A 22,297-nucleotide genomic window follows, 5' to 3' on the forward strand; every position below is an offset into this window, starting at 1 on the left:
AACCTGAATCAAGTTCAGGTTGACGATCGTTTTATTTTTTTAATTCTATATTTTAATTACCCAACACGTAAATGAATACTAATGCAATAATTACTACACCAGCAATAAATGCAAAGGCATAATCTTGTACTTTTCCAGATTGCATTCCTTTTATTTTTTCAGAAAAAACAACTGTTTTATTTCCAATACCTTCCATAGTTCCATCAACAACTTTCTTATCAAATTTGGCAATATTACCAGCAACTCCATTAAATAAAATCTTTTTGGTAACGAACATGTAAATTTCATCCCAATAAAACTTGTGGCTAGCCCATTTGTAAAAAGGTCCAAAAGCATTGGCAAATTTATCTGATAAGTTGTTTTCTTTTTTGTAAAAAATAGTTGCCAGTACAATTCCTAAAACAGCTACAAATGAAGACAACAAAGCTACCGGATAATTGATATGAGTTTCGAACCCAATTTTATCCGCTGATATAAATTCACTAAAAGGAATAAAACCACCGACAATAGTTATAAAAGCCAAAATCATTAAAGGAATTGTCATTGAAAAAGGTGATTCGTGAGGAGTGTGTTTATATTCCGTATTCTTTCCCCAGAAAATTCCGAAATACAATCGAAACATATAAAAAGCTGTTAAACCTGCTACAAAAACACCAACACTATAAATTAGTTTGTTGTGCTCAAAAGCAGCAACTAAAATTTCATCTTTACTCCAAAAACCCGAAAGTGGAAATACACCCGAAATGGCTAATGCAGCAATTAAAAACGTAATATTGGTAATTGGCATAAATTTCCTTAATCCGCCCATATCTTTCAAATAATTACTATGCACAGCGTGAATCACAGAACCTGCACCTAAAAACAACAATGCTTTAAACATAGCATGTGTAAACAAATGAAACATAGAAGCCATAAAACCAACACCATCGTGTCCGCTATAACCAGAAACTCCCAAAGCCAACATCATATACCCTAATTGCGACATTGTTGAAAATGCTAAAACACGTTTAATATCAGTTTGAGTAATTGCTATTACAGCCGCAAATAATGACGAAAATGCACCAACGTATGCTACTATATTTAAAGCGAATCCGTCTTCAATAAAATAATACATTGGGAAAAGTCGTGCCACTAAATAAACACCTGCAACAACCATAGTTGCTGCGTGAATTAATGCTGAAACTGGCGTTGGACCTTCCATTGCATCTGGCAACCAAATGTGTAATGGAAACATGGCCGATTTTCCGGCACCACCTATAAATATTAATAGTAACGCCCAAGTTAAGGCAGATAACCCCATAAATGATGTAGAAGCCCAAGTTAAAATGGCATTTCCTTCAGGATTATTCAACGTTTCAAAATCAAATGTCCCTGTGTAATATCCTATAATTAAAATTCCTATTAAGAAACCTAAATCAGCAAAACGAGTTACTATAAAGGCTTTTTTTGCCGCTGCAACTGCTGAATTTTTGGTGTAATAATAGCCTATCAATAAGTAGGATGAAACACCAACTAATTCCCAAAAAATATAAATTTGGAATAGATTGGTAGCTAATACCAATCCAAACATTGAGAATGAAAACAAGCCTAAAAAAGCAAAGAATTTTGTATATCCTTCATCACCTTTCATATAACCTCTGCTGTAAATGTGTACCATTAAAGATATAATAGAAACAACAATTAACATCATTATAGAAATTGGATCAACCAAAATTCCCATATCAATGGCAAGTGCATCGGTAAAATTCATCCAAGTTGTTTTTTGAACAATTGCTTGGTAAGCACCATCAACTTTTCCACGAACAAAAAAGTATTGATATGCTGCATAAAACGATACTAGTGCTGAAGTTGATAAACCTGCAACACCAATATAACCAGAAACAGCTGGTTTAATTGTTTTGTTAAAAATTCCTAACAGTAAAAAAACTACCAAAGGAATTAACGGAATTAATATGATATAAATAAAGTTCATAGTTTAGCTATTAATACTTCATAATTTCTGTATCCTTCACTTCTACAGAAGCAATTTGCCTGTAAAGGTTAATAATAATGGCAACTGCTAAGGCTGTTTCAGCAGCAGCAACAGCAATAATAAAAATGGAGAAAATAACTCCTTGCAACATATCGGGATATAAATATTTGTTAATCACCACAAAGTTGATAACCGATGCGTTCAATATCAATTCAACTGACATTAATATTGAAATCAAATTTTTTCGTGTTAAAAAACCATACACTCCAATAAAAAACAAGATAGAAGTCACGGTTAGTATTTCGTAAATGCTAATTCCTGCAATCATTCTGTTTCTTTTTTATTAGTTAACTTCGTTCCTTTTGCTATTACTATGGCTCCAATCATAGAAGCTAATAACAACACACTAATTAATTCAAAAGGCAGTATAAATCCGCCATCTTCATAACTCAATAATTGCAATCCAATTTGTTTTGTAGTTGTTGTGTTATAATTTTCGACCACATTAAATTGGTGCGCATAAATAGTTGTTAAAAAAACACCTAAACCAAGAATACAAGCTAATCCAACTATAATTTGTTTAGAGCGTTTTGCAACTTCTAATTCCATTTCAATATGATGAATTAACACTACTGAAAAAATGATTAAAACAATGATTCCTCCTGCATATACCGTTAGCTGAATAGCTGCTAAAAAGTTATAATCAATTAAAAAATAAATTCCTGCTATTCCGCAAAGTGTAAATAATAGATAAATTACCGAGCGCAACATTTTTTTGCTTGTGACAGATGCAATAGCCGAAACAATAAGGATTACCGATAAGATGTAAAATATATATTTTTCCATACGTTTATTCTACTCCAGGCATAATTTTAGAACCTGGCTGATTTAAAACTTTAGTTAATGATGATCTGTCGTACACTGAATTTTCATAATTCTGCGCCCACATAATAGCATCTGTTGGGCAAGCTTCAATACACAAACCACACATAGTACACATACTTAAATGATAAATATGCTGGTCTATCATTTTTTTCTTTTTCCCTGTTTCTTCATCTAATTTTCTGTCCCAAATAATTTCTATCGTTCCATTAGGACAAGCTATTTCACATTTTTGACAACCAGTACAACGATGCTCATTATTTTCATCGTGTGGCATTACCACTTCACCACGAAAACGATCAAACATTTTTAACGTTTCTCTATTGTCTGGATATTGTTGCGTGATACAATTATCCTTATTATTAACAAGAACTTTCCCAGTAACACTCATACCGGTCAATAGCGTTTTTATTCCTTTATAAATATCTCCAAAATAACTCATAACTATAGTTGAATTGTGAATCCTAACCAAACCATAAATGCCATAAGCACTAAGTTTAGCAAGTTAAGTGGCAATAAATATTTCCACTCTAATGTTAATAATTGATCAACTCTTAATCTTGGGAAAGTCCATCTAAACCACATCATTAAAAAAACTAACACAAAAGTTTTAGCTAAAAACCAAAAAACTCCCAACCACGGAATTGAATCTGTAATTCCAAATGGCGACAACCAACCACCAAAAAATACGGTAGCTGCAATGGCTGCAATAATGAACATATTAATAAATTCAGCTAAAAAGAAATATGCGAATTTCATTCCTGAATATTCTGTATGAAAACCTGCACCTAATTCACTTTCAGCTTCTACCATATCAAACGGTGCTCTGTTTGTTTCTGCTGTTCCGGCGATCATATAAATCATAAAAGCAATTACTGCAGGAATATGACCTTGCACAATTAACCAACCATTTTTTTGAACCTCTACAATTTCTGACAATTGTAACGTACCGGTTAACAGCACCATTGTTACCAATGATAAGCTTACCGAAAGTTCATAACTAATCGTTTGAACTCCACTTCTCATTGCACCAATTAAAGCGAATTTATTGTTACTCGCCCAACCACCTAATAAAATCCCTATAACACCAATTGATGAAATTGCAATTAAAAAGAAAAGACCAATATTGATATCAAACGCTTGAAAATCTTGCGTAAAAGGCAACACAGCCAATGCCATTAATGCTGAAATAATTACAAAATAAGGTGCTAAATTGTATAGAAATTTATCTGCTTTTACCGTTCCTGTTAATTCTTTTGAAACTAATTTTAAAGCATCTGCCATTGTTTGTAACAATCCCCAAGGCCCAACTCTATTTGGTCCAATTCTCAATTGAAACCATGCAGCTACTTTTCGCTCTAGTAATACTAAAAACAATCCTGCAACAGAAAATATCCCTAAGTAAATTAGCGCTATCATCAGCATATTTAGTATGCTATTGTTTACAATATTTATACTTAAAATCATATCGTTTATCTATCTATATCAGGAATTACCAAATCTAATGTTGCCATTGAAGCTACTAAATCTCCTATTTTACCACCAACTGCAATATGATTTAACAATGATAAATTTGAAAAACCAGGAGAACGAAATTTTACTCTGTACGGATTTTTAGTTCCTGTACTATTTATAAAAACACCCAATTCACCTCTTGCTGTTTCTACTTTTTGATAAAATTCTCCTTTTGGTAATTTAATAACCGCTTTAGTTTCTACTTTATAATCACCTTCAGGAATATTGTCTATCAACTGCTCTATGATTGAAAGTGACTCCCACATTTCCTGAATTCTTACTTCGTAACGCGCTAAACTATCTCCTGCTGTTCTTAATGACTCATTAAATGTTACTTTATCCAAAGCACTATACGAATGGTATTTTCTAACATCACAAGAATATCCAGAACCACGCGCTACAGGTCCAGATGCTCCAAAAGAAATGGCATCTTCTTTACTTAAAACTCCAATTCCTTTCATTCTCTTTTGAAAAATTACATTTCCGGTTAATAATTTATCATATTCCGGAATTTTAGTTTTAAAATGCGCTATAAAATCTTTGGTTCTTTTTACAAAATTTGGGTGAATATCAAACATTAAACCACCTGGAATATTGTAGTTCATGGTTAAACGCGCTCCACAGGTTTCTTCAAAAATATCGTTGATCATTTCACGATCTCTAAAACCGTAAAAATACGTTGTCAACGCACCAATATCCATTCCCATAACTCCCCACCATAAACAATGAGATGCAATACGTGTTAATTCGCCAATAATTGTTCTTATCACTTTTACACGTTCTGGCACTTCTAATTCTAACGCGTTTTCAACCGTTAAACAAACCGCTTCGTTATTAATATGAGACGATAAATAATCCATTCTATCGGTTAAATGAACAATTTGCTGATAACTATCGCGTTCGCACATTTTTTCAATAGAACGATGAATGTAACCTAAATCTGGTTCTACTTTTTTAATTATTTCACCATCTATGGTTAACAACAAGCGTAAAACACCGTGAGTTGCCGGGTGCTGAGGCCCCATATTTATAAAATAATCTTCAGATTTTAAGTTGCTATTTGCAATGTTTATATCCATTATCATTTATTTAATAACCATATTAATTTCATCTACATAATCTTTCCTCAATGGAAATCCTTCCCATTCATCTGTTAAAAACAAGCGTTTTAAATTTGGATGGTTGTTGAATTTTATTCCGAAGAAATCAAAAATTTCACGTTCGTGAAAATCGGCTGTTCTCCAAATATTAGAAACAGTATCTAAGGTTGGATTTTCCTTGTCTTCGGTCTTCACCTTTATTACTATTTGATGTCTGAAAGTAGTAGATTCTAAATGATAAATTACTCCCAAAACTGTACCATAATCCATACCGGTAACACAAAACAAATAATCGAAATTTGTTTCGCTATTACTTTTTAATTGCGACATTAATTTGTGTAAATCTTCAGGTTTTACTGAAATATTTAAAAACTGAGAGCCTTCTTCTGTGAATTCTAACTCAAAATTCCAACCACTTATTAAATGTTGTAATGCTTCGTTCGTCATCATTTACGTATTATTTACCTTCATCAAATCCATCAATAGGATTCTCTTTATGTTTTAAACTTTCAGTTCTAATTTTCTTTTGAAGCATAATCATACCTTCTAACAAAGCTTCTGGACGCGGCGGACAACCAGGAACATATACATCTACAGGAATTACGTGATCAGCTCCTTTAACTACAGAATAGGAATTGTAAAAAAAAGGACCTCCAGAAATAGCACAAGCTCCCATAGCAATTACATATTTTGGTTCTGCCATTTGATCGTACAATCTTCGTAAAACAGGCGCCATTTTATTTACAATAGTTCCGGCAATAATAATTAAATCGGCCTGACGCGGTGAAGGACGTGCTACTTCAAATCCAAATCTTGAATAATCATGTTTTGCAGCTCCTGTTTGCATCATTTCAATAGCACAACAACTAGTACCAAAATAAAGCGACCACAAAGAATTTGATCTTCCCCAATTGATAACCTCATCTAAGGTTGTAACTACCACATTTGCACCATTTCCGGCAGGAATTACTTTCCCCGGAAAATCATCTGGCACTTTTGGAACTATCATATTTGGTTCCAACTCACTTACAAAACGTTTTTTATCTACTCCCATTTTAATGCTCCTTTTTTCCAAGCGTAAACTAAACCTAAACCTAAAATAACTAAAAACACAAGTATTTCAATAAATGCCACAGCGCCAACTTCCTTAAAAACAACTGCCCAAGGAATTAAAAATGCAACTTCAATATCAAATATTAAAAATAGAATGGCAAATAGGTAATAACCAACTTTAAATTGTACCCAAGTTGGGCCAACTGTGGTCATACCACTTTCATAAGGTTCTCTTTTTTGTGGATTATCTGACTTGTGCGAAATTAAATTCGACAAAAAATTTGCTCCTGCAACAAGCACAATACCAGCCAACAGAAATACAATAATTGCTTCTGAGCCCATTTTTTTAGTTAGTTTTTTTAATTAGTCTACAAAAGTAGTAGATTATTAGCACAAATTGAAGTATTATTTAGAATAAATTTAAATAAGACCAAAAGCACCTAAATACCTTTGATCTTATTTAATTGATTTTCAGTAAATTATAAAAACAACTACTTTACTTCATATGTTTCTCCAGAGAAAAATAAATCATCTGTTTCTTTAAAATTTGAATTTTCTTTCACTTGAGCAGTTAAATCATCCATTCTTTCTTCAAGTGTAATATCTTCAAAACTTCGAATAATACCTGTTGCTACAGGATACTCCATTCTAACTAACATTTGATGTAAAGTTGGATCTTGCTCGTGTGCATTGTGCACCAATAAGTCTTCTTGTGTAATACCATTTTCTCCAATAGTAACCACTTCAAGCTTCAAACCGTTTAAAACAATTCCTTTATCTCTTTCTTTTCCAAATATCATTGGTTTTCCATGTTCCAAATAAATTTGTTTGTCTTCTTTAACGCTTTTATCTGTAATTCCAGCAAAACATCCATCATTAAAAATCACACAATTTTGCAACACTTCAATTAAAGATGTACCGTTAAATTTATGAGATTCAACAAATATTTTAGACATTTCTTTTGGGTTATTACCACCAATTCTTGCAAAGAAACGTGCTTGCGCACCCAATGCTAATTCCCCTGGTGAAAATGGTTGCTGGATATTTCCGTAAGGCGAAGATTTTGTTTTTTGCCCAACTAGAGAAGTTGGCGAAAATTGCCCTTTTGTTAATCCGTAAATTTCATTGTTAAATAATACAATGTTTAAATTGATGTTTCTACGCAATACATGAATAAAATGATTTCCACCAATTGCCATTGCATCACCATCACCAGTAATTATCCAAACACTTAAATCTGGATTTGCTAATTTAACTCCCGAAGCAATACCTGGTGCTCTACCGTGAATACTATGCATTCCATACGTATTCATATAATATGGAAAACGAGATGAACAACCTATACCAGAAATAAACACAACGTCTTCTTTTTTAACGTTCATTTCAGGAAGTGCTTTTTGCATTGAACGCAAAATAACATAGTCATCACAACCAGGACACCAGCGAACTTCTTGATCGCTAGTAAAATCTTTAAATGTATATTTTTTTTCAGCTGTTTCCATAATTATTGTACCAATTGTTTAAATTCTTGAATTAGTTCACTATTGCCAAAAGGAAGTCCTTGTACTTTATTGAATTGCAAAATCGAAATTCCGCTAAACTGACCGCTTAATATTTTTGAAAATTGACCATTATTCAACTCACAAACTACCACCTTTTTAAATCTGCTTAATACTTCTTTTGTGTTTTTAGGCAACGGATTTATATAATTAAAATGTGCCAATCCAATTTTAGAATAACCTTGTTCATTTAATTCTTTTACCGCTGAATGCAAGGAACCGTAAGTTCCTCCCCAACCAACAACAAGTAAATCACCCGTTTCAGCAAATTCTGTTTTAATATCTGGAATGTAATTTTTAACACGCTCAACTTTTTCGGCTCTAATTTTGGTCATGTGCTCATGATTTTCAGGTACATAAGATACATTTCCAGTAACCTTGTCTTTTTCTAAACCACCAACTCTGTGCTCTAAACCGGCAGTTCCAGGCACCGCCCAATTACGCGCTAAAGTAGCTTCATCTCTATTATAAGGATGCCAATCTTCACTCACTTCAGTAATTTTATTATGCTTAATCTCAGGCATTTCAGCTACCGATTTAATTTTCCAAGGAGCAGATCCATTTGCAATATAACCATCAGTTAATAAAATAACTGGCGTCATATGCTCTAATGCCAACTTACACGCTTGATATGCAAAGTCAAAACAATCGGCTGGAGTACTTGCAGCAATTACAATTACAGGGCTTTCCCCATTTCTACCGTACATTGCTTGTAATAAATCTGACTGTTCAGTTTTTGTTGGCAATCCTGTAGAAGGACCTCCACGTTGCACATTAACAACAACTAAAGGCAATTCAATCATCATAGCTAAACCTAAAGCTTCACCTTTTAAAGCCAATCCTGGTCCAGAAGTGGTTGTAATTGCTAAATCACCTGCAAATGAAGCTCCAATTGCTGAAGCGATTCCTGCAATTTCATCTTCAGCCTGAAAAGCTTTCACACCAAAATGTTTATGTTTTACCAATTCATGTAAAATATCTGTTGCAGGTGTAATAGGGTAAGATCCTAAAAATAATTCTAACCCTGACTTTTCAGCCGCTGCTAAAAATCCCCAAGCTGTTGCGGTATTTCCCATTATAATTCTATACGTACCTGCATCCATTTTTGCTGGAGAAATTGTGTATGCATTTGGAATTAACTCTAATGTATTTGCATAATTATAACCCGCTTTTAAAACCTTTGTGTTTGCCTCAATTACGGTTGGCTTAGATTTAAATTTCTTATTGAAAAAATCTTCGGTATGCTCAGTAGAACGATCATACATCCAATACACCATACCTAAAGCAAACATATTTTTACTTCTAGTAATTGATTTGTTATCTAAACCTTCAACATCTTTTAAAGCCATTTTTGTTAGAGAAGTCATAGAAACTTCAATTACTCGATAATTTTCTAATGTATCATCTTCTAACGGATTTGATTCGTATTGGGCTTTTTCCAAGTTCTTTTTTGTAAAAGAATCTGTATCAATAATTATGGTGTGCCCTGGTTTTACCGCATGTAAATTTGTTTTTAAACCAGCCGGATTCATTGCTACTAATAAATCAACCTCATCACCTGGCGTGCTAATTTCAACACTTCCAATATGTACTTGAAAACCTGAAACACCATATAAGCTTCCTTGCGGCGCCCTTATTTCTGAAGGATAATTTGGAAAAGTTGCAATATCATTACCAAACATTGCAGAAGTATCAGAAAACTGTGTTCCTGTTAGCTGCATTCCATCACCTGAATCACCCACAAATCTTATTATGACTGCTTCTAGTACCTCAGGTTCTTCTTTAATTTTACCTGTATTCATAATTTAATTAATTATAAAATTTTATTTAAATTTATGTAAATTTTAGCAGACTAATGTAGTCCTTATCAAATTTATAGCTAGTTTTTAAACCTATAAATGACTTTTGTCACACTCTTCTATAGAAATTTTTATAAATTTGTGCTATATCATTAATTTTTTAAAAACGAAAATATGGCTATTAAAATAACAGATGAGTGCATTAATTGCGATGCTTGTATTTCTGAATGTCCAAACAATGCAATTTACGAACCAGATACAGAGTGGTCGTATGCAGATGAAACTGCTTTAAGTGGAACAATTGCTTTACCTAGCGGTGGAGAAGCTGATGCAGATGAAATGAATGAAGCTCTTTCTGATGAGTTTTACTTTATTGTAACTGATAAATGTACTGAGTGTAAAGGTTTCCATGATGAGCCTCAATGTGCTTCTGTATGTCCAGTTGACTGTTGTGTTCCTGATGAAGATCACGAAGAAACTGAAGAAGCTTTATTAGAGAAAAAAGCTTGGATGCACGGAGAGTAATCTCAACGTTATCCATAAAAAAATCCCTTGAATAAATTATTCAAGGGATTTTTTTTATTTATAATAAGGCTAAACTAAATTAATCATTCAGTTTTAGTACCGCCATAAATGCTTGTTGAGGAATTTCAACATTTCCTACTTGGCGCATACGTTTTTTACCTTTCTTTTGTTTTTCTAATAACTTACGTTTACGAGAAATATCTCCTCCATAACATTTAGCTGTTACATCTTTTCTAAGAGCTTTTACAGTTTCTCTTGAAATAATTTTAGCTCCAATAGCAGCTTGAATTGGAATATCAAATTGTTGACGTGGAATTAATTGACGTAATTTCTCACACATTTTTTTACCAATTGTATAGGCATTGTCTGCATGAATTAATGCTGAAAGCGCATCAACCGATGTTCCATTTAATAAAATATCAACTTTCACCAATTTAGAAGCTTTTAATCCAATTGGGTGATAATCAAAAGATGCATATCCTTTTGATACTGTTTTTAATCTATCATAAAAATCAAATACAATTTCAGCCAAAGGCATATCAAACATTAATTCAACACGTTCTGGTGTTAAATATGTTTGGTTAGTTACTTGTCCGCGTTTTTCTATACACAAACTCATTACTGGTCCAACAAAGTCAGATTTTGTAATAATAGTTGCTTTTATAAACGGCTCTTCAACTCTATTCAATTTTGAAGGCTCTGGTAAATCTGACGGGTTATTTACCAGCAATATATCATTTGGTTGTTTGTTGGTAAATGCGTGGTAAGATACGTTAGGAACTGTGGTAATAACAGTCATATCAAATTCACGTTCTAAACGTTCTTGAATAATTTCTAAATGTAACATTCCTAAGAAACCACATCTAAATCCAAAACCTAAAGCTGCAGAACTTTCAGGAACAAAAACTAACGAAGCATCATTTAATTGCAATTTCTCCATAGAATTACGAAGTTCTTCATAATCCTCTGTATCAACAGGATAAATACCTGCAAATACCATTGGCTTTACATCTTCAAACCCTTCAATAATATTTTGAGTTGGGTTTATAGCATCAGTAATAGTATCTCCAACTTTAATTTCACTTGCTGCTTTTACACCTGTAATTAAATAACCTACATCTCCTGCTTTTATACTTTGCTTTGGAACTTGTGTTAATTTCAACGTACCAACCTCATCTGCATTGTATTCATTATCTGTTGCAACAAATTTAATACGTTGACCCTTTTTAATTTCACCATTCATAACTCTAAAATAGGTTTCAACACCTCTATAAGAATTATAAACCGAATCAAAAATTAATGCTTGTAATGGCGCATTAACGTCTCCGTTTGGAGCTGGAACTTTTTCAATAATAGCTTTTAAAATATTTTCAACACCAAATCCAGTTTTTCCACTTGCATGTATTACATCTTCTGCATCGCAACCTAAAAGATCTACAATATCATCTGTAACTTCTTCAGGGTTCGCTCCAGGTAAATCAACTTTATTTAGAACAGGAATAATCTCCAAATCGTTTTCTAAAGCTAAATATAAATTAGAAATTGTTTGTGCTTGTATACTTTGTGCAGCGTCAACAATTAATAGCGCTCCTTCACAAGCGGCAATTGAACGCGAAACTTCATAAGAAAAATCTACGTGACCAGGAGTATCAATTAAATTCAAAATGTATTTTTCACCTTCGTACGGATAATCCATTTGAATCGCATGACTTTTAATGGTAATACCACGTTCACGCTCCAAATCCATATTATCTAACAATTGTGCTTGCTCTTCACGAGCCGTAGTTGTACCAGTAAAACTCAACAATCTATCTGCCAAGGTACTTTTACCGTGATCAATATGTGCAATAATGCAAAAATTTCTAATATTTTTCATACTTCGTATTCCTCTTCTTATTTGCCGCAAAGATAACTAATTATTTGTTCCAAAAATGAAAATAAAATCTAGTCGTGATTTGGAAAAACAATCCCAGCATCTTTTCGTACTTTATCTAAAATATTCATTAACTCCATACTTAATGAAAATGGTAAAATTGGGCTTTCTTTTAAATTTTTATTTAAACACTCCATAACGTGAATTGCCTCAAATTGATACCCTAAATTTGGCCCATTTTCAAAAGGAATCTCTTGTGTTTTACCATTTTTAATTAATAAAATAGGTTCTTTTGAAAAACGTTCATATTTAATAATTCCATGCTCAAAACATAGTTCAGATTCGTTTTTATACGCCGCATCAAAGCTTGAAGTTAATACTGCTGTAGCTCCATTTTTATACCCAAATAACATTGAAATACTTTCTTCAGAACCTGTGGCACTAAAATGCGGCATAGTTTTAATTTCATTTGGAGTTCCTAAAAACATCAATGCTGTAAATATGGAATAAATACCAATATCAAGCAAAGAACCACCACCTAAATCAATATTATACAATCTGTTTTTAGGATTGTACTCTCCATTGAACATAAAATCAGACTTCACAAATTTTAGTTTTCCTAAGCTATGTTGTGCAATAATTTCTTTTACTTTCAAATATTTTGGCCTGAACAACACCCAAAAAGCTTCCATTAAAAAAGTGTTATTGTTTTTGGAAGCAGCAATCATTTGCGAAACTTCTTTTGAATTTATAGCAAAGGCTTTTTCGCATAAAACAGCTTTTTTATGGTTTAGGCATAAAATTGTATGCTCTTTATGAAAATTGTGCGGTGTAGCAACATAAACAATGTCAACTTTTGGATCATTTACCATTTCTAGATAAGATCCGTATGCTTTTTCAAACATAAATTTATTGGCGAAATCTTGAGCGTTCTCTAAATTTCGAGAAGCTGCAGCATACAAATGAGCATTTGGCAGCCCTTTTAATTCTGCAGCGAATTTCCCTGCAATTTTACCACATCCTAAAATGGCCCAATTATACGTTTTCATAAGTGTAATTTTTCTACTTCTAAATTTACACTTTTGAAGTTACATAAAATACTACACTTATAAAAACAAGTTTGTTGCTAATGAAACTCAACCAAACCAGTATTTACATCATATGACGCACCAACAATTTCAATTTCACCTTTTTCTTCCATTTCAGCCAAAATAGGACTCTCTTTTCTAATTCTATCTATTGAAACATTCACGTTTTCAAAACTTACTTCCTCAATTTGTTCATCAGTTAACTCGTTATCATCTTTACGAATTGTATTTACAGCAGGTGTAATTTTTTCTAACAACCCAGTAATATTTCCTAACTTAACATTTTTACAAGCTGCTGTAACAGCACCACATTTTGTGTGCCCCATAACAACTACGATTTTTGAACCTGCCACTTTACAAGCATATTCCATAGAACCTAAAACATCTTTGTTTACAACATTACCTGCAACCCTAACACTAAATATATCACCAATTCCTTGATCAAAAACCAATTCAGCAGGCACTCTAGAATCAATACAACTTAGTATTACAGCAAAAGGAAATTGTCCTTTACTTGTTTCAAAAACTTGATCTTGTAAATTTCGTTGAGCTTTCAAATTTTCAGCGAAACGTTTATTACCCTGTACCAAAATATCATGTGCGCATTTTGGCGTTAAATTGTCTTGTGTTTCTTTAGTTTGTGTTCTCATGTTAGTTTAGTTTTTATTAGTATTTACATTTTGTTTTACCCAAGTCATACACTCATCAAAAGTTTCAAATATCTGTTCTTTTGGAATTAAATCAGGAACAATATCAATGCGCTCTAACAAATATCTAGGTTGTTCTAAAACATCAACCAAAAGAATTGTTATTTTTTGACTCGCCAACTCTATTAACGAATCTTCTAAAACATATAAACCTGATTGATCTATATATTGCATTCTTCCCATTCTAATAACCACTGTTGAAGCCGTTTCAGGAATTTGCTTCATCAAGTCTTGAAAATCACTTGTTGAACCGAAGAATAACGGTCCTTTAATATGTTTTATAAAAACTTCTTCTTTTAAGCTTTCAGGAAAATCAACTTCATCAGACCAAGCTTTTTCTTTTGACAACGGTTTTACGTCTGAACGTTCAGCTGTTAAATCACCTATTTTTTTCACAAACATAAGTGAAGCTATTACCAATCCAATTCCAACGGCGTATACTAAATTCCATAATGAAGATAATACAAGTACTACCACCATTATTACAACTTCTTGTCTTGGCATATACGGAATTGCTTTTAGACCTTTATAATCCATCACTCCAATACCAACTGTAATTAAAATTCCTGCTAAAACAGCTGCCGGAATTTGTGAAGCCACAGGACCAAGCGCTAATAAAATAACCAATAATAAAACGCCGGCCATCATTCCTGATAATCTTGTTTTACCACCTGCGTTAATATTTACTACTGTTCTAATGGTAGCTCCAGCACCAGGAATACCACCAAATATAGCTCCAATACTGTTTCCTATACCTTGACCAATTAACTCTTTATTTGGTTTATGTTTTGTTTTGGTCATATTATCTGCAACTACTGATGTTAATAGAGAATCAATTGCTCCCAAAAGTGCTAAAGTTAACGCCGTAAATATGTACGGAGTAATGTTTCCTAATTTAAAGTTTGTGAAAATTTCAAGATTTGGAATTGGCAAACCACTAGGAATTTCTTCAATTGGCCTGTAATTTAAATTGAAACCAATTGCAATACCAGACATAACAATAAGCGCTACAAGCGTACTTGGTATTTTAGTAGTTATTCGTTTAAATCCGTAAATAATAAAAATTGTTCCGGCTGCTAAAAGTAATTCTAACCAATTTATATTTTGAAGCGCTCTTGGTAATACTTTAATAGCACCTAAAACTCCAGAAGCTTCTTTCCCTGCCAAAGTTTGTGATTCAGCGTTTATTTGAGCTTCTGTAATATTTTCAGCTCTTGAAATTGTTTCTTTAAAATCTTCTAACACTAAAAATCCTTCAGCGGCCTCTTCTTTTAAAATGTTATCTAAAATAATTTCTTCAGCATAAGGCTTAAACTGACTTACAAATTCAGCATCTTCTTTTGGATAATATCCAATTGAAGGTAATATTTGGGTAATTAAAATAATTACACCAATAGCTGTCATAAATCCAGATACCACCGGATAAGGTATATATTTAATATATTTTCCTAATCCCATAAAACCTAAAGCTACTTGTATTAAACCAGCTAATAAAAAAACTGTTAATATAGCAGGCATTGCTTTTGTTACATCACCGTCAAATGCAGCAATCATACCTGCAATAACTACCATACTTACGGCTGTCATAGGAGCCGTTGGTCCAGAAATTTGTGTGTTTGTACCTCCAAAAAGCGCAGCAAAGAAACTCACAAAAATGGCTCCGTATAAACCGGCACTTGGACCTAATCCTGAGCTTACACCAAATGCTAATGCCAGTGGTAATGCTACAATTCCGGCAGTAATACCACCAAAAACATCTCCTTTAAAATGCTTAAAATCAAATAGGTTTTTCATATATATTTATTTAATAAAATTTAGCACCATTTCTTTATAAAAGCTTTCAATGGTGTTATTTTTTTTGTTAATATCAGTTAATTCTGGTAAATGTTCAGCAAAATATTTTTGGTTGTGTGAACCTTCAATAATGGTTGAAACCAACATATGTGGGTACTCAAAATTAGGTTTCAATTCTAAAATAATATCACTTACTCGTTGAACTACTTGTTTGTACGATTTAAAATACCCTTTTTTATTCTCTTCATCAACATTTATAGTATGATAAGATTTTATGGATTCTGAAATAATAATATTACTTAACAACGCTTCATTAATATAAGGAATGGAGGTGTTTTCCATAGTTGGCTTTGTTAAAATATGGATACATTTTAAAAGCCTTTCTTTTGAAGATTGAATATTTGTTGTTGCAAAAACTAGCTCGTACTCCATCCAAGACCAGTACCAGCTTGTTAAATAAACCAATAAAATATGCTTATTTTTAAAATACCTATAAATTGAACTTTCGGGAGAATGAATTTCATTGCCTAACTTTTTAAAAGTAAAAGCTTCAAACCCCATTTCATTAATCATTTCAATACTTTTGGACAATATTTTTCGTCCCAATTCTGAGGAATCGGGTTTTTTACAGTATAATTCCTGATTAACTTCAATATTTATCTTCAAACTATTCATTTATAACGAAAGCATTTCATGTAAAGATAATAGTATTACTATTTAAAACGAAAATATAACAACTATTAATTTAAACAATGAATAAAAAATAAGAAGGTAAGATTAATTACATTGGTTTATTGAAAAGGTTACTTATTTTATAAATTTTAAAAACACAAGATATTTGAGCTATTTTCTCAACAATTTACTTGTAAAATACAATAACATATCTTCCACTTCATCTACTTGATTTTCTTTAATTGATATATCCGTTAACGTAGGTAAATGTTGCGCAAAATAGATGCTATTATTTGACATTTCAAATAGGTTTGTAGCCAACGCATATGGATATTTAAAATCTGGGTTAACTTCTGAAATAACTTTTGAAACTGAGGTTATTAACTCCTTATAACTTTTAAAAAAACCCTTAGAATTCTCATTGTCAACTTCTTTTGTATAATACGCTTTCATTCCTTCAGAAATTACAATATTATGAAGTTTGCTTTCATTCACATATTCAACATTCGGATTTTCTTTATGTGCTGCAACAAATGAATGTATTATAATTTTAAGTTTTAATTTTGGATCAGTTACATTCATGGTATTCAACGTTATCAAATAACTTACCCATTCCCAATACCAGTTCACTAAAAAAAGAAGCAACAGGTGCTTATTTTCAAAATATCTATAAATGGAAGCTTCGGTTGAATTTATTTCTTTTGCCAATTTCTTAAAAGTGAACGCCTCAAAACCAAACTTTTCAATAAGCATGATACTATGCTTTATCATTTTCCTTCCAAGTTTTGAATCTTGTGGCTCTTTTAGATACAAGCCTTTATTTAATGATATTTTTATTGCTACACTCATTTTAAACACTTTTTTAAAAGATAGCTGTTTAGTTGTAATTATAAAGAAGTAAATCTAATTCAACACAAATATACGAAAGTTTAACACTTTTTTATGATAGTAATACTATTATTGCAAAAAGTATTATTATATTTGACAGCAATAAAAACAAAAATGAAATGAAAAAAAGAGGAATTTCTTTAGTTTTCTCAATCCTTTTTCTATTATTTATAGGCTTACCAACCATTCTTACAATGGTTGATAATTCTATTGATATTTCATTAATTATTTCTACTACAACTGATGACGAAGAAAGCGAAAAGAGTTTAGACTTTCAAGTCATATATCCCAATGTAAAATCAAATAGTTCTAGTATTGTTCTTTCCTATTCAAAAAACAGTTTATTGCATTGCAATAAAAAATATGGTAAACCTTACCTAGATCTTATTTCTCCTCCACCAGATTATTACACTTTATAAATCGGTTCAACGTCTTTATTAGACACAATTATCACATTATTAAATTTTAGTTTAAATAACTAAGAGTAAAATTATATATAATATGTTTAAATATATTAAAAGTGACTTACCAGCAAGTGTAGTCGTATTTTTTGTTGCATTACCATTATGTTTAGGTATTGCACTAGCCAGTGGCGCCCCTCTTTTTTCTGGTTTAATTTCAGGAATTGTAGGTGGTGTAGTAGTAGGATCTTTAAGTGGTTCAAAAATAGGAGTTAGCGGTCCGGCCGCAGGATTAGCCGCTATAGTATTAACTGCAATTGGATCTTTAGGTGGTTTTGAAAACTTCTTAGTTGCAGTTGTTTTAGGAGGAATTATTCAATTAATTTTTGGTTTTTTAAAAGCAGGAATTATAGGTTATTATTTCCCTTCATCTGTAATAAAAGGAATGTTAACTGGAATTGGAATTATTATTATTCTTAAGCAAATTCCACATTTTTTTGGTTATGATGCAAATCCAGAAGGTGATTTTGCCTTTTTTCAAGTTGATGGAGAAAATACATTTTCAGAAATTTTTGTTGCCTTAAATAATATTAGCCTAGGCTCAACTATTATTGGGCTTATTGGTTTGGCTATTTTGTTGCTTTGGAGCAATGTTTTATCAAAAAAAGGAAAATTCTTTCAATTAATTCAAGGACCTTTAGTAGCTGTTGTTGCAGGTATTATTTACTTTATGGTAACTGGTTCTAATTCAAAATTTGGAATTAACCCTTCACATTTAGTAAGCGTTCCTGTACCAGACAATTTAGATTCTTTTTTAGGACAGTTTAGCTTCCCTAACTTTTCTCAAATTACAAATCCAGAAGTTTGGGTTGTTGCTTTTACCATAGCACTGGTAGCCAGCTTAGAAACTTTACTATGTGTAGAAGCTACAGATAAGTTAGACCCACATAAAAATGTAACGCCAACAAATAGAGAATTATTAGCGCAAGGAACTGGAAATATCATTTCTGGATTGATTGGAGGTTTACCAATAACGCAAGTAATTGTGAGAAGTTCAGCCAATATTCAATCTGGTGGAAGAACTAAATTGTCAGCAATTATTCATGGTCTTTTATTACTTACAGCTGTTATTCTAATTCCAAGGTTAATTAATAAAATTCCACTTTCAGTATTAGCAGCTATCCTGTTTATTGTTGGATATAAATTAGCAAAACCGGCCTTATTTAAAAAAATGTACAATTTAGGTTGGAAACAATCAGTACCATTTTTTGTAACCGTAGTTGGTATTGTATTTACTGATTTATTGGTTGGTATTAGTTTAGGTTTATTGGTTGGTATTATTGTTATTTTATTAAAAAGCTATCAAAACTCTCACTTTCTTCATATTGAAGATAAGAGCAACGGAAAACATAAAATTAAAATGGAACTTGCAGAAGAAGTAACTTTCTTTAACAAAGGTGCTATTTTAAAAGAATTAGATAGTTTACCAAGAGATACTTATTTAGAATTTGATGTTACTAAAACAAGATACTTAGATTATGATATTATTGAAATTTTAGAGGATTTTGCTTTTAAAGCTAAAGAAAGAAATATTGATATTAAGTTAATTTCAAAAAGAGGTGTTGTTGAAAATCCATCAAGTTTTATTGAGTTTTTTCAATTGAGACCTAAGTCTAGTATAAGTTTAAGTTAAACTAAAATGGAAAATAATAACTACAAAATTCTTGTACTTTCAGACTTAAAGAAATATGCAAACTCAACCATAAAAAGCAGTGTAAGTTTAGCAAAAATGATTGATGCAGAAATAGTATTATTTCATGTTAAAGAACACATTGATATTTTAGAAAGAGAGAATCAATTATCTTCAATGAGAACTTTAAATGAAGAGCATAAGAATACCAAAAAGAAAATAAATACTATTGTTAACGACATATCAAAAGAATATGACGTAAAAATAAAGGGTGACTATGCATTTGGAAAAGTAAAAGAAGAAATTGAAAAACAACTACAAATTCACAATCCGGATATTGTTGTTTTAGGCCAACGTGAATCTGCTCCTTTTAAACTAATTGGTGATAGCATTACGCACTTTATGTTAAAAAAGTTTAATGGAGTTATAATGATTTTCTCTAATGAAAACACTTTGATTCCAAATGAAAAAATAGCTTTAGGTGTATTAAATGGTTCTACCAAATTTTTAAAAAACGAGCTTTCTAATGATTTAAAAACGCATTCAAAAGCGCCAATTAAATCTTTTAGAATTCTCAATAGTAAAAACGCAAACTCACCTAAATTAAATGAAGAAAAAATGGTAGAGTTTGTCTTTGAGGAAAATGCCAATGCCATGGCAACAATTTCTTCATATTTACAAAAAAACAACATTAGTTTATTATGCGTAGACAGAGACAAAAACAAACCAAATAACATTACCAACACTAATATTTCATTAAAAGAAGTAGTACGTAAGTTAAACGTTTCGTTAATAGTTTCAGAAGCATAATTTAATTTTAAACAACACAAAACACATATGAAAGCACATACAAAAGAAACACAAGCAACAATGACTCCAGAGAAGTCATTACAATTTTTAATAGAAGGAAACTTACGATTTCAGAATAATTTAAAAGCAAATCGCAACCTTTTAGAACAAGTAAACGACACTAGTCAAGGTCAATTTCCATTCGCTACAATTTTAAGTTGTATAGATTCAAGAGTTTCTGCAGAATTAGTTTTTGACCAAGGACTTGGAGATATTTTTAGTATTCGTATTGCAGGGAACTTTGTAAACGATGATATTTTAGGAAGTATGGAATTTGCCTGTAAATTAGCAGGAACCCAACTTATTGTGGTTTTAGGCCATACCGCATGTGGAGCTGTAAAAGGAGCTTGTGACGACGCCAAATTAGGAAAGCTTACCGGAATGTTAGCTAAAATTAAACCTGCTGTTAATGCGATAACATCACCTGAAGATGCTAGTTTAAGAAATTCTGGAAATTTAGATTTTGTAAACAATGTAGCTGAACAAAACGTACTACTAACTATTGATAAAATTTTGAAGGATAGCGAGGTTTTAGCTGAGATGCAAAACAGTGGTGAAATCAAAATTGTTGGAGCAATGTATGATGTTCATTCAGGAGCAGTAACATTTATTTAGTCTATAACATTAATGAATGAGCCTAACAGATTTTAAAACCTGTTAGGCTTTTTTTCTGTCCAATTAAAAATAGCAACAACACATAAATTTTCACGAATACTTGTGCTGCATTAAATTATATTTTAATGTAAAAAAAATCCTTAAAGTATGTTTGCGTTAGGGATAGCAGCGACATCCTTTTTTTGAAATGTAACAACGTGGAATTGCAACAAAAGATACAGCGAAAAGCCCGACCTGCAAGGGAACGCCCAAAAAAGAACAGTATCAAAAATAATTAGTAATTTTGCAGCCAAAAATTTTAGGTTTGGTAAAAATAGGAGATATAGAATTATGTGAGTTTCCGTTGTTGTTAGCTCCAATGGAAGATGTGAGTGACCCACCGTTTAGAGCGTTGTGCAAAGAACAAGGGGCAGATGTGGTTTATACTGAATTTATTTCGAGCGAAGGCTTGATTAGAGACGCTGCAAAAAGTAGAAAAAAGCTGGACATTTACGAAAAAGAACGCCCGGTTGGAATTCAAATTTTTGGCGCTAATTTAGAATCTATGTTGCGTACGGTTGAAATTGTTGAACAATCGAAACCAGATATTATTGATATTAATTTTGGTTGCCCGGTTAAAAAAGTAGTGAGCAAAGGTGCTGGAGCTGGAATTTTAAAGGATATTGATTTAATGGTGAAGTTGACCGACGCTATGGTAAAACACACCAATTTACCTGTGACCGTAAAAACGCGTTTGGGTTGGGATGAGTCGTCTATAAAAATTGTAGAAGTTGCGGAGCGCTTGCAAGATGTGGGCTGTGCTGCTATTTCAATTCACGGTCGTACGCGTGCACAAATGTATAAAGGTGATGCCAATTGGAAACCTATTGCTGAGGTAAAAAACAACTCGAGAATGCATATTCCTGTATTTGGAAATGGAGATGTAAACACTCCTGAACGTGCTGTTGAAATGCGTGATAAATATGGCTTAGACGGAGCTATGATTGGCCGTGCAAGCATTGGAAATCCGTGGTTTTTTAAACAAGTTAAACATTTTATTGAAACCGGTGAACACCTACCAAAAGTAACTATTGCTGAGCGTGTTGAAATGGCAAAACGCCACTTACAAATGGAAATTGACTGGAAAGAAAGTGAAATTGTTGGCGTTATGGAAACTAGAAGACATTACACCAATTATTTTAAAGGAATTCCGCATTTTAAAGAATACCGTTTAAAAATGGTAACTTCTGATTTAGCACAAGATGTTTTTGATACTTTTGATGAAGTTTTAGAGAAATTTTCATAATTTTAATTTGTGAAACATGTTTTTCTTTTT

General features: G+C 32.1%; 23 protein-coding genes. 6 read left to right on the forward strand and 17 right to left on the reverse strand.

The features are described from left to right. Positions 1 to 52: 52 nt before the first annotated feature. From nuoL to ACFQ5N_RS13635, 11 genes are all read right to left on the reverse strand, one after another. Positions 53 to 1,972, reverse strand: coding sequence for an NADH-quinone oxidoreductase subunit L (gene nuoL, locus ACFQ5N_RS13585; RefSeq protein WP_386810255.1), 1,920 nt, complete (start codon positions 1,970 to 1,972; stop codon positions 53 to 55). Between the two features lie 10 nt (positions 1,973 to 1,982). Beyond that, complete coding sequence (gene nuoK / locus ACFQ5N_RS13590; RefSeq protein ID WP_386810257.1) at positions 1,983 to 2,300, reverse strand: NADH-quinone oxidoreductase subunit NuoK; 318 nt, start codon at positions 2,298 to 2,300, stop codon at positions 1,983 to 1,985. Beyond that, entirely contained in the window at positions 2,297 to 2,818 is a 522-nt protein-coding gene (locus tag ACFQ5N_RS13595) for an NADH-quinone oxidoreductase subunit J family protein (RefSeq protein WP_386810259.1), read from the reverse strand. Before ACFQ5N_RS13595 ends, nuoK begins: the two co-directional genes overlap by 4 nt. A gap of 4 nt (positions 2,819 to 2,822) precedes the next feature. Then, complete coding sequence (locus ACFQ5N_RS13600; RefSeq protein WP_386810261.1) at positions 2,823 to 3,296, reverse strand: 4Fe-4S binding protein; 474 nt, start codon at positions 3,294 to 3,296, stop codon at positions 2,823 to 2,825. Positions 3,297 to 3,298: 2 nt separating this feature from the next. Then, the gene (gene nuoH, locus ACFQ5N_RS13605; RefSeq protein WP_386810263.1) at positions 3,299 to 4,321 is read right to left on the reverse strand and encodes an NADH-quinone oxidoreductase subunit NuoH; all 1,023 of its coding nucleotides are present in this window, start codon (positions 4,319 to 4,321) and stop codon (positions 3,299 to 3,301) included. A 5-nt stretch (positions 4,322 to 4,326) separates the two neighbouring features. Next, entirely contained in the window at positions 4,327 to 5,448 is a 1,122-nt protein-coding gene (locus ACFQ5N_RS13610) for an NADH-quinone oxidoreductase subunit D (protein WP_386810265.1), read from the reverse strand. 6 nt (positions 5,449 to 5,454) lie between these two features. Continuing rightward, complete coding sequence (locus ACFQ5N_RS13615; RefSeq protein WP_386810267.1) at positions 5,455 to 5,919, reverse strand: NADH-quinone oxidoreductase subunit C; 465 nt, start codon at positions 5,917 to 5,919, stop codon at positions 5,455 to 5,457. A 7-nt stretch (positions 5,920 to 5,926) separates the two neighbouring features. Continuing rightward, positions 5,927 to 6,523: an NADH-quinone oxidoreductase subunit B gene (locus ACFQ5N_RS13620; protein ID WP_386810268.1), complete on the reverse strand. Its 597-nt coding sequence runs from the start codon at positions 6,521 to 6,523 to the stop codon at positions 5,927 to 5,929. Continuing rightward, entirely contained in the window at positions 6,514 to 6,864 is a 351-nt protein-coding gene (locus ACFQ5N_RS13625) for an NADH-quinone oxidoreductase subunit A (RefSeq protein WP_386810269.1), read from the reverse strand. Before ACFQ5N_RS13625 ends, ACFQ5N_RS13620 begins: the two co-directional genes overlap by 10 nt. Before the next feature lie 149 nt (positions 6,865 to 7,013). Next, the gene (locus tag ACFQ5N_RS13630; protein WP_386810270.1) at positions 7,014 to 8,024 is read right to left on the reverse strand and encodes a 2-oxoacid:ferredoxin oxidoreductase subunit beta; all 1,011 of its coding nucleotides are present in this window, start codon (positions 8,022 to 8,024) and stop codon (positions 7,014 to 7,016) included. Between the two features lie 2 nt (positions 8,025 to 8,026). Then, positions 8,027 to 9,883, reverse strand: coding sequence for a 2-oxoacid:acceptor oxidoreductase subunit alpha (locus tag ACFQ5N_RS13635; RefSeq protein WP_386810271.1), 1,857 nt, complete (start codon positions 9,881 to 9,883; stop codon positions 8,027 to 8,029). Positions 9,884 to 10,054: 171 nt separating this feature from the next. Between ACFQ5N_RS13635 and ACFQ5N_RS13640 the strand changes: the two genes are divergently transcribed. After that, on the forward strand, positions 10,055 to 10,405 hold the full coding sequence (locus tag ACFQ5N_RS13640) for a 4Fe-4S binding protein (RefSeq protein ID WP_386810273.1): 351 nt from the start codon (positions 10,055 to 10,057) through the stop codon (positions 10,403 to 10,405). Between the two features lie 79 nt (positions 10,406 to 10,484). On the opposite strand, the gene lepA is transcribed toward ACFQ5N_RS13640, so the two are convergent. The 6 genes from lepA to ACFQ5N_RS13670 all read right to left on the reverse strand — a co-directional run bounded on the left by lepA (position 10,485) and on the right by ACFQ5N_RS13670 (position 17,388). Beyond that, the gene (gene lepA / locus ACFQ5N_RS13645) at positions 10,485 to 12,281 is read right to left on the reverse strand and encodes a translation elongation factor 4 (RefSeq protein WP_386810274.1); all 1,797 of its coding nucleotides are present in this window, start codon (positions 12,279 to 12,281) and stop codon (positions 10,485 to 10,487) included. Positions 12,282 to 12,349: 68 nt separating this feature from the next. Further along, positions 12,350 to 13,327, reverse strand: a complete 978-nt coding sequence (locus tag ACFQ5N_RS13650) for a Gfo/Idh/MocA family protein (RefSeq protein WP_386810276.1) — start codon at positions 13,325 to 13,327, stop codon at positions 12,350 to 12,352. Positions 13,328 to 13,404: 77 nt separating this feature from the next. Then, the gene (locus tag ACFQ5N_RS13655; RefSeq protein WP_386810278.1) at positions 13,405 to 14,016 is read right to left on the reverse strand and encodes a carbonic anhydrase family protein; all 612 of its coding nucleotides are present in this window, start codon (positions 14,014 to 14,016) and stop codon (positions 13,405 to 13,407) included. A gap of 6 nt (positions 14,017 to 14,022) precedes the next feature. Next, complete coding sequence (locus tag ACFQ5N_RS13660; RefSeq protein ID WP_386810279.1) at positions 14,023 to 15,867, reverse strand: SulP family inorganic anion transporter; 1,845 nt, start codon at positions 15,865 to 15,867, stop codon at positions 14,023 to 14,025. 6 nt (positions 15,868 to 15,873) lie between these two features. Then, positions 15,874 to 16,542 (reverse strand): TetR/AcrR family transcriptional regulator, encoded by a 669-nt coding sequence (locus ACFQ5N_RS13665; protein WP_386810280.1) that lies wholly within the window; start codon positions 16,540 to 16,542, stop codon positions 15,874 to 15,876. Between the two features lie 168 nt (positions 16,543 to 16,710). After that, on the reverse strand, positions 16,711 to 17,388 hold the full coding sequence (locus ACFQ5N_RS13670) for a TetR/AcrR family transcriptional regulator (RefSeq protein ID WP_386810281.1): 678 nt from the start codon (positions 17,386 to 17,388) through the stop codon (positions 16,711 to 16,713). A 158-nt stretch (positions 17,389 to 17,546) separates the two neighbouring features. Here ACFQ5N_RS13670 and ACFQ5N_RS13675 point away from each other — a divergent pair, with 158 nt between their 5' ends. The 5 genes from ACFQ5N_RS13675 to dusB all read left to right on the forward strand — a co-directional run bounded on the left by ACFQ5N_RS13675 (position 17,547) and on the right by dusB (position 22,267). Continuing rightward, a complete protein-coding gene (locus ACFQ5N_RS13675; protein ID WP_386810282.1) occupies positions 17,547 to 17,846 on the forward strand; it encodes a hypothetical protein in 300 nt (99 codons plus the stop codon). Between the two features lie 82 nt (positions 17,847 to 17,928). Next, positions 17,929 to 19,521 (forward strand): SulP family inorganic anion transporter, encoded by a 1,593-nt coding sequence (locus tag ACFQ5N_RS13680; RefSeq protein ID WP_386810284.1) that lies wholly within the window; start codon positions 17,929 to 17,931, stop codon positions 19,519 to 19,521. Positions 19,522 to 19,527: 6 nt separating this feature from the next. Then, positions 19,528 to 20,328, forward strand: coding sequence for a universal stress protein (locus ACFQ5N_RS13685; RefSeq protein WP_386810285.1), 801 nt, complete (start codon positions 19,528 to 19,530; stop codon positions 20,326 to 20,328). A gap of 27 nt (positions 20,329 to 20,355) precedes the next feature. Beyond that, complete coding sequence (locus ACFQ5N_RS13690) at positions 20,356 to 20,982, forward strand: carbonic anhydrase family protein (protein ID WP_386810287.1); 627 nt, start codon at positions 20,356 to 20,358, stop codon at positions 20,980 to 20,982. A gap of 304 nt (positions 20,983 to 21,286) precedes the next feature. Beyond that, on the forward strand, positions 21,287 to 22,267 hold the full coding sequence (dusB, locus tag ACFQ5N_RS13695) for a tRNA dihydrouridine synthase DusB (protein WP_386810402.1): 981 nt from the start codon (positions 21,287 to 21,289) through the stop codon (positions 22,265 to 22,267). The last annotated feature ends 30 nt before the right edge of the window (positions 22,268 to 22,297 follow it).

Source organism: Lutibacter holmesii (assembly GCF_042679665.1).
Lineage (GTDB): Bacteria > Bacteroidota > Bacteroidia > Flavobacteriales > Flavobacteriaceae > Lutibacter > Lutibacter holmesii.